Raw genomic sequence first — 15,858 nt, 5'->3', positions numbered from 1 at the left:
AGACGACCTGGTCACCCCGGGCGGTCGGCCGGGCTGTCGCGCGCGGTCACCCCCCGGTGCGCGCGGACAGCCGTCGAGCGGTCGGTCAGTTGTTGCTCAGTGCGGGCGCGTCGATGTCCGCCCGTGCCTCGGTCTCGCCGGCCAGTTCGATGGTCTGCATCTGGCGGGCGCGACGGCGCTCGGCCACCACGTCCCGGATCCGTCGCTGCATCTGCCGCCGGATCCGGATCCTCTCGTTGTTGCTGATCACGCTGCTCCTCCCCCGAAGGCGCGCCGGGGGCGTCCCCCGTGTGTGAATAGTAGGACGCACGTGCGACCGAATAAGTTGCGTTCCGATGGCGGGAGTTCGTCTCCCGGTTGACCGGACGTCTCGTCCGCCGGTGGCCGCGAGTTCTCGGACGACCCTCCCGACCTGCGGCGCGGCACTCCACTACGGTGGCTTGCATGAGCCAGAGCAACGGACGGGACACCGGACACGGTCTGTCCGAGGTACGACACCGGGGCGCGGTGACCCTGCGCCGCCGGGCCCTGCCGACCAGCACCGCCGACGAGCGGCTGCTGGACTCGCGGGGCCGGGCCGACTGGAAGACCCGCGACGCCTGGCGGGCGCTGCGGATCCTCTCCGAGTTCGTCGAGGGGTTCGACACGCTGGCCGACCTACCGTCGGCGGTGAGCGTCTTCGGTTCGGCCCGGAGTAAGCCGGACAGTCCGGAGTGTCAGCTGGCCGAGCAGGTGGGCGCGGCGCTGGCCCGGGCCGGGTACGCGGTCATCACCGGCGGGGGGCCGGGGGTGATGGAGGCGGCGAACCGGGGGGCCAGTGAGGCCGGCGGGCTCTCCGTCGGCCTCGGCATCGAGCTTCCCTTCGAGCAGGGCCTCAACGAATGGGTCGACCTGGCCATCGACTTCCGCTACTTCTTCGCCCGCAAGACCATGTTCGTCAAGTACGCCCAGGCGTTCGTCGTCCTGCCCGGTGGATTCGGCACCATGGACGAACTCTTCGAGGCGCTGACCCTGGTGCAGACCGGCAAGGTGACCCGGTTCCCGGTGGTGCTGATGGGCACGGACTACTGGCGGGGGCTGCTGGACTGGTTGCGCGACACGATGGCCGCCGATGGCAAGATCGGTCCGGTGGACCTGGAACTGATCTGCCTCACCGACGACGTGGACGCGGCCGTCCGGCACATCGTCGAGGCCGAGGCGCAGCTCTCCGCCGAGCAGGAGGCGGTACGCGAGGAGGCGGTGGCCCGTACCGCCGCCGACCAGAGGGCCGCGGCCGACGAGAGCCGGGAGGGCTGAGCCGGTGGCCGCGATCGGCGTGTTCTGCGCCTCCTCCCGGACCCTCGACCGACGCTGGCTCGACCTCGCCTTCGACACCGGGGCGGAGCTGGCCCGGCGGGGTCACACACTGGTCAGCGGAGGCGGTTGCGTCGGCATGATGGGGGCGCTGGCCGACGGCGCGCGTTCCGGGGGCGCGCGGACCGTCGGGGTGATCCCGCAGGCGCTGGTCGACCTGGAGGTCGCCGACCTGGCCTCCGACGAACTGCTGGTCACCGACTCGATGGCCAGCCGCAAGACGGTACTGATCGAGCGCTCGGACGCCTTCCTCACCCTGCCCGGCGGGCTCGGCACGCTGGACGAACTCTTCGAGGTGTGGACCACGGCGACCCTGGCGATGCACGACAAGCCGATGGTGCTGCTCGACACGGACGGCTTCTACCGCCCCCTGCTGGACTGGCTCACCACCCTGACCGACCAGCACTTCGTCAAGCCCGCCGGGCAGGATCTCCTCCTGGTGGCGCACACCCTCGCCGAGGCCCTGGACACCATCGACTCGCGCCTCCCGCTGACCCGCCGGCCGGCCTGACCGCAGTCGGCCAGGAGGTCGACGGCCGGGGCCGGTGGGGGGTGTGGTGGGGACGGGGTGTCGGGGGCGCGTGGTGTGATGGTCGGATGCAGACGTACCGGTTGGTGCGCCGGTCCGAGGGGCTGACCTGGGCAGACGGTCCCACCCCGGCACCGGTGGGGTGGCGGGGGGATCCCCGGCAGGCGGAGGTGGTCGCCCACACCGACGGGCCGATGCTGGTGCTCGGCGGTCCCGGCACCGGAAAGACGGGCACCCTGGTCGAGGCGGTCGCAGCGCGGGTCGCCGAGGGCGTCGACCCGGAGCGGGTGCTGGTGCTCACCTTCGGGCGGCGGGCCGCCACCGCGCTGCGCCACCGGATCGAGGCCCGGGTCGCCGTCGGCAACCGCGTGGTCCGCGAGCCGCTGGTGCGGACCTTCCCGGCGTACGCCTTCGGCCTGCTGCGCCGGGCCGCCGCCGTGCGCGGCGAGCCGTCTCCCCGGCTGCTCACCGGCCCGGAGCAGGATCTGATCATCCGGGAGCTGCTCGACGTCGTGGGGGAGAGCCCCGAGGACGACCCGGTGGGCTGGCCCGAGGACCTGCGCCCCGCGCTGCGCACCCGGGCGTTCGCCGGCCAGCTGCGCGACCTGCTGATGCGCGCCGCCGAACGCGGGGTGGGGCCGGGGGAGCTGACCCGGCTGGGCGAGCGGCTGGGCCGCTCCGACTGGCCGGCCGCCGCGCGCTTCCTCCGGGAGTACGTCTCCGTGCTCGCGCTCCGCGACGTCAGCAACCGGGGCTCGGTGGCGTACGACCCGGCCGAGCTGGTCCGGGCCGCCACCGGGCTGCTGCTCGACGACCCGGAGCTGCTGGAGGCCGAGCGCCGCCGGCTGGCCCACGTGTACGTCGACGAGCTGGCCGACACCGACCCGGCCCAGTACGACCTGCTCGCCGTGGTGGCCGGTGGCGGCAAGTCCCTGGTCGCCTTCGGTGACCCCGACTCCTCCACGTACGCCTTCCGGGGTGCCGACCCGTCCGGGGTGACGGCCTTCCCGCACCGGTTCCGGACCGCCTCCGGGGCGCCGGCGGCGCAGGTGGTGCTCACCACCTCGCACCGGGCGGGGACGGAGCTGCTGGCCGTGGCGGGACGGCTGGCCCGGCGACTGCGTGGCCCGGTCACCCACCGGCGGCTGGAACCGGTCCCCGACGCGCCGCCGGGCGTGGTCGAGGTCCGCACCTTCCGGTCGGCGACGAGCGAGTCCGCGTACCTGGCCCACGCGCTGCGCGCCGCGCACCTGCTCGACGGGGTGCCCTGGTCCCGGATGGCGGTGCTGGTCCGGTCGACCACCCTCCAACTGCCCACCCTGCGCCGGGCGCTGCACACCGCCGGGGTGCCGACCGTGGTGCACGGCGAGGACCTGCCACTGCACCTGCAACCGGCGGTGGCTCCGCTGCTGCTCCTGCTCCGCTGCGCCCTCGAACCGGAGCGGTTGGACGAGGAGGCTGCGGTCGCGTTGCTGCACTCCCCGCTCGGCGGGGCCGATCCGCTGGCCGAGCGGCGACTGCGCCAGGGCCTGCGGGCGCTCGCGCTGGCCACCGGCGACCGCCGTCCCTCCGGTGACCTGATCGTCGAGGCGCTGCGCGACCCGGACGCCCTGGCCGGCGTCGAGCGGCGTTGGGCGGAGCCGGCCCAGACGGTGGCCGGGCTGCTCGCCACCGCCCGCGAGACGGCGGCCCGACCGGGCACCACCGTGGAGGACGTGCTCTGGGCGGTGTGGGCGGCCAGTGGCCTGGCCGAGCGCTGGTCGACGGCGATCGAGGGAGGGAGCGCCACCGGGGAGGGCGAGACCGCCCGGCGCTGGCGGGCCGACGCGGCCGACCGGGACCTGGACGCCGTCCTGGTGCTCTTCGACGCGGCGGCCCGGTTCGTCGACCGGCTGCCCGGTGCCCGGACCGAGGTCTTCCTCGACCACGTGCTCGGGCAGGACCTCCCCGCCGACACCATCGCCCCGACCGCCGACCGGGGGGACGCCGTCCGGCTGCTCACCGCGCACGCCGCCAAGGGGCTGGAGTGGGACGTGGTGGCGGTCGCCGGGGTGCAGGAGGGGATCTGGCCGGACCTGCGCCTGCGGGGCAGCCTGCTCGGCTCGGAGCGGCTGGTGGACGTGCTCGCCGGCCGGGGCGACGGCGCGGGCACCGCCGCCGTCCTGGCCGGGCAGACCTCCGCGCTGCTCGACGAGGAGCGCCGGCTGTTCTACGTGGCGGTCACCCGGGCCCGGCGTCGACTGCTGGTCAGCGCGGTCTCCTCCGCCTCGGTGGGGGGCGACGACCACGAGGAACAGCCGAGCCGCTTCCTGTACGAACTCGGCGCCGCCGAACCGCCGAGGGGGGACGGCGGTACGCCGCGCGGCCCGGTGCCACCACCGGTGGACGGTGCCGGGCGGGACGCCGTGGCCCCGTCCGACGAGGACGGCGACGGCGCGGACGGCGTCGAGCCGGTGGGCGAAGACGTGGACGGTGCGGCGGCGGACGCCGGGCGGGCCGGGGAGCTGCCGGTCGGCCGGCCACCCCGGGCGCTGACCCTGCCCGCCCTGGTCGCGGAGCTGCGTACCGCGGTGGCCGACCCGGCGGCACCGGTGGCCCGTCGGCACGCCGCAGCGGCCGAACTGGCCCGGCTCGCCGCCGCCGGGGTGCCCGGCGCGCACCCGGACGACTGGTGGGGGCTGCGCGGACTCTCCGACGACCGGCCGCTGGTCGACGACGGCGAGCCGGTACGGGTCACTCCGTCGGCGATGGAGAGCGCGTTGCGGTGCAGCCTGCGCTGGCTGCTGGAACGGCACGGCGGCGGGGCGCCACCGAGCACCGCCCAGAGCGTGGGCAACCTGGTGCACGCCGCCGCGATGCTCGCCGAGAACGCCAGCGTCGACCGTTCCACCCTGCTGGAGTACGTCACCGCGCGGTTCGACGCGATCGAGCTGGCCGCCCGGTGGATGGCCGGCCCCGAGCAGGCCCGTGCCCATGCCATGGTGGACAAGCTGCTCCGCTGGCTGGCCGTCAACCCGCGTCGGTTGCTCGCCATCGAGCACGAGTTCGCCGTCCGGCTGGACGACCCGCACCGCCCGGTCGACCTGGTCGGGCGGGTGGACCGGCTGGAGATCGACGCGGACGGCCGGCTGGTGGTGGTCGACCTGAAGACCGGCCGGTCCACCACGGTCGGCACGGAACTGGCCGAACACCCGCAGCTCGGGGCGTACCAGGCGGCGGTCGAGGCGGGAGCGTTCGCCGAGTACGGCGACTCCTCGGGCGGGGCGGCCCTGGTGCAGCTCGGCACCGGGTCGAAGGAGGCGCGGGAACAGGGCCAGGCGCCGGCGGGCCAGGGGCCGGAGGCCGGCTGGGCGACCGCGCTGGTCCGGCGCACCGCCGATACGATGGCCGCCGCCACCTTCGCCGCCGTCGCCAACTCGAAGTGCCGGGTCTGCCCGGTCCGCACGAGCTGCCCGGTCTCCGGCAAGGGGCGCCAGGTCGTCGAACCGCCGACCACCCGTGACCCGGAGTTGTCTTGACCCAGCCCGCGCTCTTCGGCACCAGCCCCGCGCCGTCACCGCGCGCGGCCGATTCCGGTCCCCGGTACACCCCGGTGGAGCTGGCCCGGCTGCTGCGGCTGCCGGCGCCCACCCGTGAGCAGGCGGCGATCATCGCCGCGCCGGTGGAGCCGCTGCTGGTGGTCGCGGGCGCGGGCTCGGGCAAGACCGAGACGATGGCCGCCCGGGTGGTCTGGCTGGTCGCCAACTCGTACGTCCGGCCCGAGCAGATCCTCGGGCTGACCTTCACCCGCAAGGCGGCCGGTGAGCTGGCGCACCGCGTGCGTACCCGGCTCGACCAGCTGATCCGCCGGCTCGGGCGGCCGGGGCACGACCCGCTCGACGACCCGCTGGCCGGTGAGCCGACGGTGGCCACCTACCACTCGTACGCGGCCCGGATCGTCACCGAGCACGGGCTGCGCTCCGGCTACGAACCCTCCACCCGGCTGCTCACCGAGGCGTCCCGCTGGCAGATGGTGGACCTGCTGGTGCGCAACCACGACGGGGACCTCTCCGAACTCCAGCGGACGCCGAGCACGGTCACCGACGCGGTGCTGGCGCTCGCCGCCGAGCTGGACGAGCACCTGGTCGACCCGGACGACCTGGCCGCCTGGACCGGCCGGTTCTTCGCCGAGGTCCAGTCCCGCCCCGGCAAGGTCTACGCCGACGTCCGCAAGGCGCTCGGCGTCCAGCAGAACCGGCTGCGGCTGCTGCCGCTGGTGCGGGCGTACGCCGGGCGCAAGGCGGACTTCGAGGCGATGGACTTCGCCGACCAGCTGGCCCGGGCCGCCCGGGTGGCCCGCGACCACCCGGAGGTCGGCCGGATCGAACGGGACCGGTTCCGGGTGGTGCTCCTCGACGAGTACCAGGACACCAGCCACGCGCAGGTGGTGCTGCTGCACTCGCTCTTCGGCGGCGGACACCCGGTCACCGCGGTCGGTGACCCGTGCCAGTCCATCTACGGCTGGCGCGGGGCGAGCGCCGGCACGCTGGAGCGCTTCCCGACCGGGTTCACCCGCGTCGACGGGGAGCCGGCCCGGGTGCTCGGGCTGACCACCAGCTGGCGGAACCGCCCCGAGATCCTCGGCGTGGCCAACGCGTTCGCCACCCCGCTGCGGGCCGCCGGGGCACGGGTGCCGGAGCTGCGGGCCGCCTCGACCGTCGCCGACCCGATCCCGCACCGTACGCCCCGGGGGGCGGCCGGCGGCACGGTGCACTGCGCGCTGCTGCCCACGTACGCCGAGGAGTCCGGGTGGATCGCCGACAGCGTCCTCGCCGCCTGGCGCGGGGCGGCCCGGATGCCCGGCGCGCTGCCCGAGCACATCCCGGTGCCCCGGCGTCCCACCACCGCCGTGCTGGTCCGGGTCCGCAGCCAGATCCCGGCGATCGAGTCGGCGCTGCGCGACCGGGGGCTGCCGGTCGAGGTGGTCGGGCTGGGCGGACTGCTGGACACCCCGGAGGTCCGGGACGTGGTCTGCACGTTGCGGGTGCTCGCCGACCCGACCGACGGGGCGGCGCTGCTGCGGCTGCTCACCGGGGCGCGCTGGCGGATCGGCCCCCGGGACCTGGTGGCCCTGCACCGGCGGGCCCGGCAGATCGCCGCCGCCCGGCGGGAGCTGGCCGGCGGGGCGTCCATCCCGGACGGGGTCGACGTGCTCGACGAGGCGACCCTGGTCGAGGCGCTGGCCGACCTCGGTCCGGCGCAGGCGTACTCGGCGGAGGGGTACGCGCGGCTGAAGGCGTACGCCCGGGAGCTGGCCCTGCTCCGCTACCGGCTGGACCAGTCCCTGCCGGAGCTGGTCGCGGACGTGGAGCGGACCACCGGCCTGGACGTGGAGGTGGCCGTCCGGGCCGGTCGGGACGGTGCCGGTGACGCCGGCCTGGCCCGGGGGCACCTGGACGCCCTCGGTGACGTGGCCGCCCGCTTCAGCGGGGAGACGCCGGGGGCGACCCTGGCCGGCTTCCTGGCCTTCCTCGCCGCCGCCGAGGACGAGGAGCGGGGGCTCACCCCGGGCGAGGTCGAGGTGGTGGAGGGCGCGGTGCAGGTGCTCACCGCGCACGCCGCCAAGGGACTGGAGTGGGACGTCGTGGCGGTCGCCGGGCTGACCCGGGGGGCGTGGCCGGGCCTGGTCCGCAACTCCGACCACTACCTGGGCGGGTTGGGTGTGCTGCCGTTCCCGCTGCGCGGGGACGCCGACGGCCTGCCCGACCTGGCCCTGGACGAGGCGGTCGACCAGCGTGGGGTGGCCCGGGGACTGGCCGACTTCGTCGACGACTGGCGGGCGCACGACGAGCGGGAGGAGCGGCGGCTGGCGTACGTGGCGGTGACCCGACCGCGCCGGCTGCTGCTCTGCTCCGGCTACTGGTGGGGGGAGGGGACGAAGCGTCCCCGGGGTCCCTCGGTCTTCCTCCGGGAGGTGCACGACGCCTGCCTGGACGCCCGGGACGGGCACGTGGTCGACACGTGGGCGCCCGAGCCGGCCGGGGACGCGGTCAACCCGACCACCGAGGTGGTGCTCCGCGCCGAGTGGCCGGCCGACCCGCTGGGGGCCCGCCGTCCGGTGCTCGCCGAGGCGGCGGCACTGGTCCGGGGTTTCCTGGCCGGCGACGACCCGGCGGACGGGCCGGCCGGGGCCGACGACCCGGAGGCGGTCCGCTGGCGGCGGGAGGCCGACCTGCTGCTGGCCGAGCGGGCCGAGGCGCTGCGCGGGGCCGGGACGGTCGAGGTGACGCTGCCGGAGCACCTGTCGGTCTCCCAGCTGGTCGCGCTGCGTCGTGACCCGGAGGCGCTGGCCCGTACGCTGCGCCGTCCGCTGCCGACCCCACCCAACCCGTACGCCCGCCGGGGCACCGCCTTCCACACCTGGCTGGAACAGCGCTTCGGGGCCGACCGGCTGCTCGACGTGGACGAGCTGCCCGGGGCCGCGGACGCCGACGCCGCCCCGGACGGCGAACTGCTCGCCCTCCAGGAGCGCTTCCTGGCCAGCGAGTGGGCCGACCGGGTGCCGCTGGAGGTGGAGGTGCCGTTCGCCACGGTGATCGCCGGTGTGGTGGTCCGGGGCCGGATGGACGCGGTCTTCACCCGCCCCGGCGGCCGGTACGACGTGGTCGACTGGAAGACCGGGCGGCAGCCGGCCGGGGCGGAGGCCGACGCGGCGGCGGTGCAGCTGGCGGTGTACCGGCTGGCCTGGGCGGAGCTGGCCGGGGTGCCGGTCGAGCAGGTGGGCGCGGCGTTCCACTACGTCCGGGACGGGGTGACCGTCCGTCCGGCGGATCTGCTGGACGTCGCGGGGCTGACCGCGATGGTGGCCGGGGCGACGGAGGTGTCGGACGGCACCGGATCGGAGAAACCTGGTGCCACCGCGCCGGATCCGTGATAGCTTGGGTTCGTTGCAGTTTTGGTTACCAGAGACTCTGTGTGCGCCTGGTGAATTGTGGCCCCAGGCGCTCTTTGTTGTGTCCGGAGTTCTCCGGGCGGGGCGACCAGCAGCGACAGGCGAGCCGTGCACGCGGCGCGCTCCCTATCGAGTCCGCAACAGGTGCGGGCCCGACGTTCCGTCAAGGAGACGAAACACATGGCAATTGGTACCGTCAAGTGGTTCAACGCTGACAAGGGCTTCGGCTTCATCACCCCGGATGGCGGGGGCCCCGACGTCTTCGCCCACTTCTCGGCGATCCAGTCCTCCGGCTACCGGAGCCTGGACGAGAACCAGCGGGTCGAGTTCGAGGTGACCCAGGGCCAGAAGGGCCCGCAGGCCGAGAACATCCGTCCGCTCTGATCCTCCGGGATCCCAGCGACACCCACCGCGCCCTCCGGGTGTGGTGACGCGGCCGGTCCGCAGCGCATCCGCGCGGACCGGCCGCGTACCCCTTCGGTTCGTGCTTGTGACGACCGCTGCGCGCCCTTACCACCGGCCGCGCCGGTGCAGCGCCGTTCGTCGGCGCCCTCCCTCGACACGTGCCGCGTCGAGGAAGGCTTTTCCATGACCACCGTCATCCCGTCGTTCGCCGACGTCGGCCTCCGGCCGGAACTGCTCGCCGAACTCTCCGTGCAGGGCATCGACCTGCCGTTCCCGATCCAGGCGGCGACCCTGCCCGACTCGCTCGCCGGCCGGGACGTGCTCGGCCGGGGCCGAACCGGTTCCGGCAAGACCCTCGCCTTCGGGCTGCCGACGTTGCACCGCATCGCCGGCCAACGGGCCCGGTCCGGTCGGCCGAAGGCGCTCGTGCTGGTGCCCACCCGGGAACTCGCCCAGCAGGTCACCACCGCGCTCACCCCGTACGCGAACGCGCTCGGGCTGCGCTGCGCGACCGTGGTCGGCGGGCTCTCCCTGCAACGGCAGGCGGACGCCCTGCGGGCCGGGGCCGAGCTGGTCGTGGCCACCCCGGGCCGGCTGCACGACCTGATCGACCGGGGCGACGTCCGGCTCGGCGAGGTGCGGGTCACCGTCCTCGACGAGGCCGACCGGATGGCCGACATGGGCTTCCTGCCGCAGGTCACCAAGCTGCTGGAGCAGGTCGCTCCGGACGGCCAGCGGATGCTGTTCTCCGCCACCCTGGACGGGGGCGTGGACCGGTTGGTCCGTCGCTTCCTGACCAACCCGGTCTCCCACTCGGTCGACCCCGGCACCGCCACGGTGACCGCGATGACCCACCACGTGCTGCACGTCGACGCGGACGACAAGCCCGGCACGCTGGCCCAGATCGCCGCCCGCGAGGGTCGCACCATCCTCTTCATGGGCACGAAGCACCGCGCCGACCGGCTCGCCCGGCAACTGCTCGCCCGGGGGGTACGCGCGGCCGCGCTGCACGGTGGCAAGTCGCAGCCGCAGCGCACCCGGATCCTGGAGCAGTTCAAGACCGGGGCGGTCACCGCGCTGGTCGCCACCGACGTGGCCGCCAGGGGCATCCACGTGGACGGGCTCGACCTGGTGGTGAACGTGGACCCGCCGGCCGAGGCGAAGGACTACCTGCACCGCGGCGGGCGTACGGCGCGGGCCGGGGAGTCCGGCACGGTGGTCACCCTGGTCCTGCCGGAGCAGCGCCGGGACGTCGTCAAGTTGATGAGCGTGGCCGGTATCAAGCCGCACGTGGTCGCGGTGCGTCCCGGTGACGAGGCGCTGACCCAGGTGACCGGTGCCCGTGAGCCCTCCGGTGTTCCGGTCACCATCCCGGTGCCGGCCGCCACCAGGTCCGGCGCGGTCGGTGGCGACGCGGCCCAGCGTGGCCCCGGCGCGGCGTCCACGTCGGGTAGGCCGGCCAGGTCCGCCGGGGGTGCCGTCCCGCACCGCTCGTCGGCCCGCTCCCGGCGCTCCCGCCGCTCCCGCCCCTCCTGACCACCCGCCCCACCCGGGTCGATCAAGAGGTTCGTGTCATCGTTGAGGTGACGCGAACCTCTTGATCGACGACCCTGGCTGGGGTCGAGAGGTGCTGATGCAGGCCGGCGAATCCGTAAACGCAGGCTGCCGGTGTGGCGAGGAGCCCGAGCGCCACGACGAGCACGGCCGGCCGTCCCGCGTTGGCCAGGAGAAGCTGCGCCGGCCCCTGGAGCGCTGCCGTGGCGCAGCCCGTCCAGGTCAGTGCCCACCGCACGGCTGGCGAGAACGGACCGCGTCCGGCGAGGTGTGGCGCGGTCACTCCGATCAGCGTCAGCAGCCCGGTGGCCAGGAGCACCGCGCGTTGGGCGACAGCATCCATGCCGGCAGGGCCGTGCTCACCGGGCCCGGCCAGGCCCCAGTAGCACATGGCCAGACCGAAGGGCAGCACAGCGACCCCCGCCAACCGGGCCCACCACTGTCGGGGAGGTCGCGGTGCGTCGAGCAGCAGCCACCCCCAGCGCTCGATGACGTGCATCACGAGTAGCGCCGCGAGCGCGAGTGCGAGAATCCCGAAGCCGCCGTAGACCAGGGCGAAGACCCAACCCTCGAGGTTTCCTTCGTTGCCGGACGAGACCGTTCCGTCAACCGCCGTCTGGATCAGCGTCCCGAGGGGCAGCCCCACGGCGATCGGCGCCAGAAGTCCGGTGGCACCCCCGGCGATCAGGAGGATCAGCCAGGGAGGGACGCGCCGCCCCCGCGTGCTGGCGAGCGCGAACGCAAGTGCGACCGCCAACGCCTGAAGACCGAGCGTGACGACGTTGCCCACGACCATACGGGTCGTGTGCATGTCGCCGGTCCCCGTTCCCGGTCGCATACCGACGTGCGATCCCGCCAGCCACAGCAGTTTCAGTACGACGTAGGGCGTGACCGCCGCCAACGCCAGTGCCAGGGCTACCCGCTGGACGTTCTTCACCACGTGACCCTCCTGTTCGGTAGCCGGCGACCCGGTGACGAACCGGTTGCCGTGCAACTCCAGGAGCTGGCCCTGGCGCTGACGCAACGATTCTGCGGCGCGGTACCTTAAACGGAGCTGAGAGGCGGCGGGATGGCCATGCCCACCGGATTCGGCTCGGGTTCGTGGCGTGGTGTCTCGTCATTCGCGTTCGCAGGCAGGACCGAAAACCGCCCACGCTCATGCCACCTCCCGGCAGTCGCGACTGCCGCAGGTGACAAGCCCGCAGGTCGCCGTGGCGGGAAATCCGGAGCGGTTGGTTTCGGCTCGGTCACTGTCGCTCGCGCCGTCGCCCCGATGTCGGATGCGGACGGTAGTTTTCCTCATGTCGGCCGTCGTGATCCGTTGCTGAGTCGGGGATCAGCAAGGGGAGCGTCAGGTGGCCGACAGCACCGATCGGCCCGAGGGCTGATGGTGAGGTCGGGGGAGCGGGTCGGTGGGGACCGACCGCGTCGGATCCGGGTCGATGGGGATCGGCCCGCGTCAGGAGGGGTGACGATGGGGGTTCCCGCCGGGGCGGTGCGCGAACTACTGGTGGTGCTCGCGGTGGCCGGGGTCGGCGTGCTGCTCGCCCTGCTGGCGGCGTTCGGCCCCTGGCATCCCGGGGTGGGCGACCGGCACCCGGCCGTGGTGGTCGAGTTGCACAGCCCGGTGCGGCCGATGGGCACGGGCGGCGTCGCCGACGCCGGCTGAGCGGCGGTCGACGGGGTGGTGTCCGCCGGTGAGCAGATCGGCGAGCGTGGTCCGGTCGACGACCTGCTCGACCGCCCCGTGCACGGCGAGCCAGACGTCCCGGAGCCCGGTGGCCACCCCCTGGTAGCCGGCACTCTCGGCGGGCAGGCCCCGGACGGTGGTCAGGGTGCCGCCGACGGCACGCAGCACGTCCCCGACGGTGATCCGGTCGGCGGGACGGCTCAGGACGTAGCCGCCCTCCGTGCCGCGGTGGCTGATCAGCAGGTCGGCCCGGCGCAGGTCGAGCAGGATCCCGTGCAGCACGCTGAGCGGGATCTGCTGGACCTCCGCCAGGAGGGCGGCCTTGACCAGCTCGCCACCGCCGAGGTCGGCGATGGCGAGCACGGCACGGAGGGCGTAGTCGGCGCGGGCGGAGACGTGCACGGCGTCAGACGCTCCCCTGGTCCAGGACGCCCCACCGGCGGCGGATCGCCTTGTCGGCCGCGCCGAACGCGGCGTCCACGACCAGTCCGACGACCAGGATCACGATCATCGTGGCGAGCAGCCAGGGGGCGTCGGACAGCTCGCGTGAATAGGTGAGCTGCGCACCCAACGACGTCTGGGAGATGCCCACCACGATCAACTCACCGGCCATCAGGCTGCGCCAGGAGAACGCCCAGCCCTGCTTGAGCCCGGCGACGATGGCGGGCAGGGCGGCCGGCGCGATCACGTACCGGTAGAGGTTCAGGCCCCGCGCGCCGAGGTTGCGACCGGCCCGCAGCAGCAGCGGCGGCACGTAGTCGACCCCGGCGATCACGCCGTTGGCGATCGACGGCGCGGCACCGAGCACCACCACGAAGAAGATCGCCTTCTCGCTCAGTTCGAACAGCAGGATCGCCAGTGGGAACCAGGCGATCGACGGCATGGTCTGCAACGCCGTGATCATCGAGCCGATGGCGGCGCGGAGCACCCGGGAACGGGCCACCGCCAGACCGACCAGCAGGCCCACCGCGACGGAGAAGACGTACCCGACGGCGGCCCGCCGCAGGGTGGTCACCATGCCGTCCCAAAGCTGGGGACCGCCGACCTGGCGCAGCAGCTCCTGCCCGACGGTGACCGGCCCGGGTAGCGAGTACTCCGGCTTCCAGCCGGTCCAGACCACCACCTGCCACGCGCCGACGGCGATGGCCAGCGCGGCGAGCTTCGGCCAGGTGGCCGACCAGAACCGGCTGGCCCGGGACGGGGCCTTCTCCTGCCCGGCGATCTCCAGCGCGTCCAGCCCGGAGATCTCCGCGTCGGTACGTGCTCCGCTGGCGAGCGTGTCACCGGCCATGACGCCCCACCTCCGCGCGCAGTCGGTCGGTGACCTCGGCGGCGATCGCGGCGACCTCGGGGGAGTCGATGCGCCGGGGCCGGGGCACCTCGACCCGGGTGGACCAGATGATCCGGCCGGGCCGGCTGGAGAGCAGGATGATCCGGTCGGCGAGCCGGGCCGCCTCGCGGACGTTGTGGGTCACGAAGAGCACGGTCAGCTTCCGCTCGGACCAGATCCGTTCCAGCTCGTCGTGCAGGATGTCCCGGGTCATCGCGTCGAGCGCGCCGAACGGCTCGTCCATCAGCAGCACCGGGGTCTGGAGGGCGAGGGTGCGGGCCAGCGCCACCCGCTGCCGCATGCCGCCGGAGAGTTCGTGTGGGCGCTTGCCGGCGAAGTCGCCCAGGTGCACGGTGCGCAGCAGCTCGGCGACCCGCTCCCTCCGTCGCGCCCGGGGCAGTCCGCGCAGCTTCAGCGGCACCTCGACGTTGCCCTCCACGGTCAGCCAGGGGAACAGCGCCGACTCCTGGAACATCAGTCCCGGCTCGACACCCGGGCCGAGGTCGATCTCCCCGCCGCTGACCCGGTCCAGGCCGGCGACCAGGTTGAGCAGGGTGCTCTTGCCGCAGCCGGACGCGCCGACGAGGCAGACGAACTCACCCGGGGAGACGTCGAGGGTGACCCCGTCCAGGGCGAGGACCGCACCGTCGCCACGTCCGTACACCTTGGTCACCCCGCGCAGCGCGACCGCACCGGTCGCGCTGCGCGGGGTCGTCGTGGCCGATGTCACGGCTGGCTCACCTCGGGCTTGCCCTGGGCCTTGAGCACCTCGTTGAGGTACGTCAGGTCGTAGAGCCCGTCCAGGCTGACCGGCTGGGTCAGCCCGACCGCGACGGCGTGGTCCAGCCCGGTCTTCAGCGACGAGGCGATCGGGTCGTTGGTGAACTCCAACGTCGGCCAGGCCTGCTTGATCAGCTTGAGGTCCAGCGGCTTGCCGGTGATCTTGCCGATGTGGTCGGAGATGGCCTGGTGCGCCTGGTCCGGGTTGGCGGTGACGAAGGCGTTCGCGGCCACCTGCGCCTCGACCAGCTTCTTGACCACGTCCGGGTGGGCCTTGAGGAACTTCGTGCTGACGATCAGGTTGGTGATCACGAACTTCCGGTCCGGCCAGAGGTCCCGCTCGTCGACGAGCACCTTGCCGCCGGCGTTGACCAGCCGGGAGACGAACGGCTCGGGCACCCAGGCGCCGTCGATCGCGCCGCTGCCGAAGGTCTCGACGGTCTGCGCGTTCTCCTGCGGGACGATCTTGACGTCGCCACCACCCTCCTTGGTGGTGGTGATGCCCTTCTCCTTGAGCCAGAACCGCAGCGCGACGTCCTGGGTGTTGCCGAGCTGCGGGGTGGCGATCTTCTTGCCCCTGAGCTGCTCGACCGAGGTGATCTCGGGCTTGACGACCAGCGCGACCCCGCCGGAGGCGGCGCCGGAGATCACCCGGACGGCCTCGCCCTTGCTCTTGGAGTGCGCGTTGACCGTGGGGTTCGGTCCGATGTACGTCGCGTCCAGCGCGCCGGAGAAGATCGCCTCGATGGCGGCCGGGCCGGCGTTGAAGGTCTTGGTCTCCAGCTTGACGTCGCTGCCGAGCTTCTCGGCGAAGATGCCCTTCTCGACACCGACCACGGCCGGCGCGTGGGTGATGTTGGGGAAGTAGCCGAGGCGCAGCGTCGTCGGCCCGGAGGAGCCCCCGCCCGCGTCGTCCTCGCCCCCGCAGGCGGCCAGGCTCGCCAGGCCGACGATCGCCAGGGCCGCCAGGGCCGCCGTCCGACGGTAGGGGTGCCGTCTCATCCCACAGTCCAATCCTTGGTTTTCCTACTTGGTTGGTAGGAAGACTGGACTAGCGGCGGGATGACGTCAACAGCCAACCGGATAACGGGAAAGCGCCGTCAGGGGTATCCCGGTTGTCCCATGTATTTGATAGGTGATCCGGTCACCGGTGGTCCGCCCGGCGCGAGTCCGCTCCGGCCGGGCCACCCGGGCGCACCGCCGCGCCGGGGCGTCCGGGAGGTGCTGCCACTGGTCACACCGCCCAGGGGTGCCGCGCGTGGAGGCCCCGACACGCTAGGGTCGAC

12 protein-coding genes and 1 pseudogene are annotated in these 15,858 nt (G+C 73.8%); 7 read left to right on the top strand and 6 right to left on the bottom strand.

Annotated features, from left to right (window positions below):
• Window positions 1–85: 85 nt before the first annotated feature.
• Window positions 86–250 carry a hypothetical protein gene (locus IGA62_RS07755; RefSeq protein ID WP_186499717.1) on the bottom strand — a complete coding sequence of 55 codons (165 nt, stop codon included), beginning with the start codon at window positions 248–250 and terminating at the stop codon, window positions 86–88.
• A gap of 194 nt (window positions 251–444) precedes the next feature.
• Here IGA62_RS07755 and IGA62_RS07750 point away from each other — a divergent pair, with 194 nt between their 5' ends.
• From IGA62_RS07750 to IGA62_RS07725, 6 genes are all read left to right on the top strand, one after another.
• On the top strand, window positions 445–1,296 hold the full coding sequence (locus IGA62_RS07750) for an LOG family protein (RefSeq protein WP_145815618.1): 852 nt from the start codon (window positions 445–447) through the stop codon (window positions 1,294–1,296).
• Window positions 1,297–1,300: 4 nt separating this feature from the next.
• Entirely contained in the window at window positions 1,301–1,864 is a 564-nt protein-coding gene (locus IGA62_RS07745) for an LOG family protein (protein WP_091451310.1), read from the top strand.
• An 86-nt stretch (window positions 1,865–1,950) separates the two neighbouring features.
• A complete protein-coding gene (locus IGA62_RS07740; RefSeq protein WP_145815619.1) occupies window positions 1,951–5,400 on the top strand; it encodes an ATP-dependent helicase in 3,450 nt (1,149 codons plus the stop codon).
• The gene (locus tag IGA62_RS07735) at window positions 5,397–8,795 is read left to right on the top strand and encodes an ATP-dependent helicase (RefSeq protein WP_145815620.1); all 3,399 of its coding nucleotides are present in this window, start codon (window positions 5,397–5,399) and stop codon (window positions 8,793–8,795) included. Before IGA62_RS07740 ends, IGA62_RS07735 begins: the two co-directional genes overlap by 4 nt.
• A gap of 198 nt (window positions 8,796–8,993) precedes the next feature.
• Complete coding sequence (locus tag IGA62_RS07730) at window positions 8,994–9,197, top strand: cold-shock protein (RefSeq protein ID WP_088982211.1); 204 nt, start codon at window positions 8,994–8,996, stop codon at window positions 9,195–9,197.
• 204 nt (window positions 9,198–9,401) lie between these two features.
• Window positions 9,402–10,754: a DEAD/DEAH box helicase gene (locus IGA62_RS07725; RefSeq protein WP_145815621.1), complete on the top strand. Its 1,353-nt coding sequence runs from the start codon at window positions 9,402–9,404 to the stop codon at window positions 10,752–10,754.
• A 22-nt stretch (window positions 10,755–10,776) separates the two neighbouring features.
• On the opposite strand, the gene IGA62_RS07720 is transcribed toward IGA62_RS07725, so the two are convergent.
• Window positions 10,777–11,712 (bottom strand): hypothetical protein, encoded by a 936-nt coding sequence (locus IGA62_RS07720; protein WP_145815622.1) that lies wholly within the window; start codon window positions 11,710–11,712, stop codon window positions 10,777–10,779.
• A 534-nt stretch (window positions 11,713–12,246) separates the two neighbouring features.
• Between IGA62_RS07720 and IGA62_RS30755 the strand changes: the two genes are divergently transcribed.
• On the top strand, window positions 12,247–12,441 hold the full coding sequence (locus tag IGA62_RS30755) for a hypothetical protein (protein ID WP_145815623.1): 195 nt from the start codon (window positions 12,247–12,249) through the stop codon (window positions 12,439–12,441).
• Window positions 12,442–12,483: 42 nt separating this feature from the next.
• Here IGA62_RS30755 and IGA62_RS07715 read toward each other — a convergent pair.
• From IGA62_RS07715 to IGA62_RS07700, 4 genes and pseudogenes are all read right to left on the bottom strand, one after another.
• Window positions 12,484–12,864 (bottom strand): annotated as a pseudogene (locus IGA62_RS07715) (RrF2 family transcriptional regulator); the annotation flags it as partial.
• Between the two features lie 4 nt (window positions 12,865–12,868).
• Window positions 12,869–13,753, bottom strand: a complete 885-nt coding sequence (locus IGA62_RS07710; protein ID WP_145815624.1) for an ABC transporter permease — start codon at window positions 13,751–13,753, stop codon at window positions 12,869–12,871.
• A complete protein-coding gene (locus IGA62_RS07705) occupies window positions 13,743–14,522 on the bottom strand; it encodes an ABC transporter ATP-binding protein (RefSeq protein ID WP_145815625.1) in 780 nt (259 codons plus the stop codon). The genes IGA62_RS07710 and IGA62_RS07705 overlap by 11 nt, the downstream gene beginning before the upstream one ends.
• Window positions 14,519–15,574 (bottom strand): ABC transporter substrate-binding protein, encoded by a 1,056-nt coding sequence (locus tag IGA62_RS07700; RefSeq protein WP_145815626.1) that lies wholly within the window; start codon window positions 15,572–15,574, stop codon window positions 14,519–14,521. Before IGA62_RS07700 ends, IGA62_RS07705 begins: the two co-directional genes overlap by 4 nt.
• Window positions 15,575–15,858: the final 284 nt, after the last annotated feature.

The organism is Micromonospora sagamiensis (assembly GCF_014680085.1).
Taxonomy (GTDB): domain Bacteria; phylum Actinomycetota; class Actinomycetes; order Mycobacteriales; family Micromonosporaceae; genus Micromonospora; species Micromonospora inyonensis.
The sequence above is the reverse complement of the archived record's forward strand: the minus strand, read 5'-3'. Positions and strand labels throughout refer to the sequence as shown.

What these genes read in the sequence shown, in the direction of transcription:
- IGA62_RS30755 (WP_145815623.1), top strand. Translation starts at nt 12,247, where the DNA reads ATGGGGGTTCCCGCCGGGGCGGTGCGCGAACTACTGGTGGTGCTCGCG.
- IGA62_RS07710 (WP_145815624.1), bottom strand. Translation starts at nt 13,753, where the DNA reads ATGGCCGGTGACACGCTCGCCAGCGGAGCACGTACCGACGCGGAGATC.
- IGA62_RS07750 (WP_145815618.1), top strand. Translation starts at nt 445, where the DNA reads ATGAGCCAGAGCAACGGACGGGACACCGGACACGGTCTGTCCGAGGTA.
- IGA62_RS07700 (WP_145815626.1), bottom strand. Translation starts at nt 15,574, where the DNA reads ATGAGACGGCACCCCTACCGTCGGACGGCGGCCCTGGCGGCCCTGGCG.
- IGA62_RS07740 (WP_145815619.1), top strand. Translation starts at nt 1,951, where the DNA reads ATGCAGACGTACCGGTTGGTGCGCCGGTCCGAGGGGCTGACCTGGGCA.
- IGA62_RS07725 (WP_145815621.1), top strand. Translation starts at nt 9,402, where the DNA reads ATGACCACCGTCATCCCGTCGTTCGCCGACGTCGGCCTCCGGCCGGAA.
- IGA62_RS07730 (WP_088982211.1), top strand. Translation starts at nt 8,994, where the DNA reads ATGGCAATTGGTACCGTCAAGTGGTTCAACGCTGACAAGGGCTTCGGC.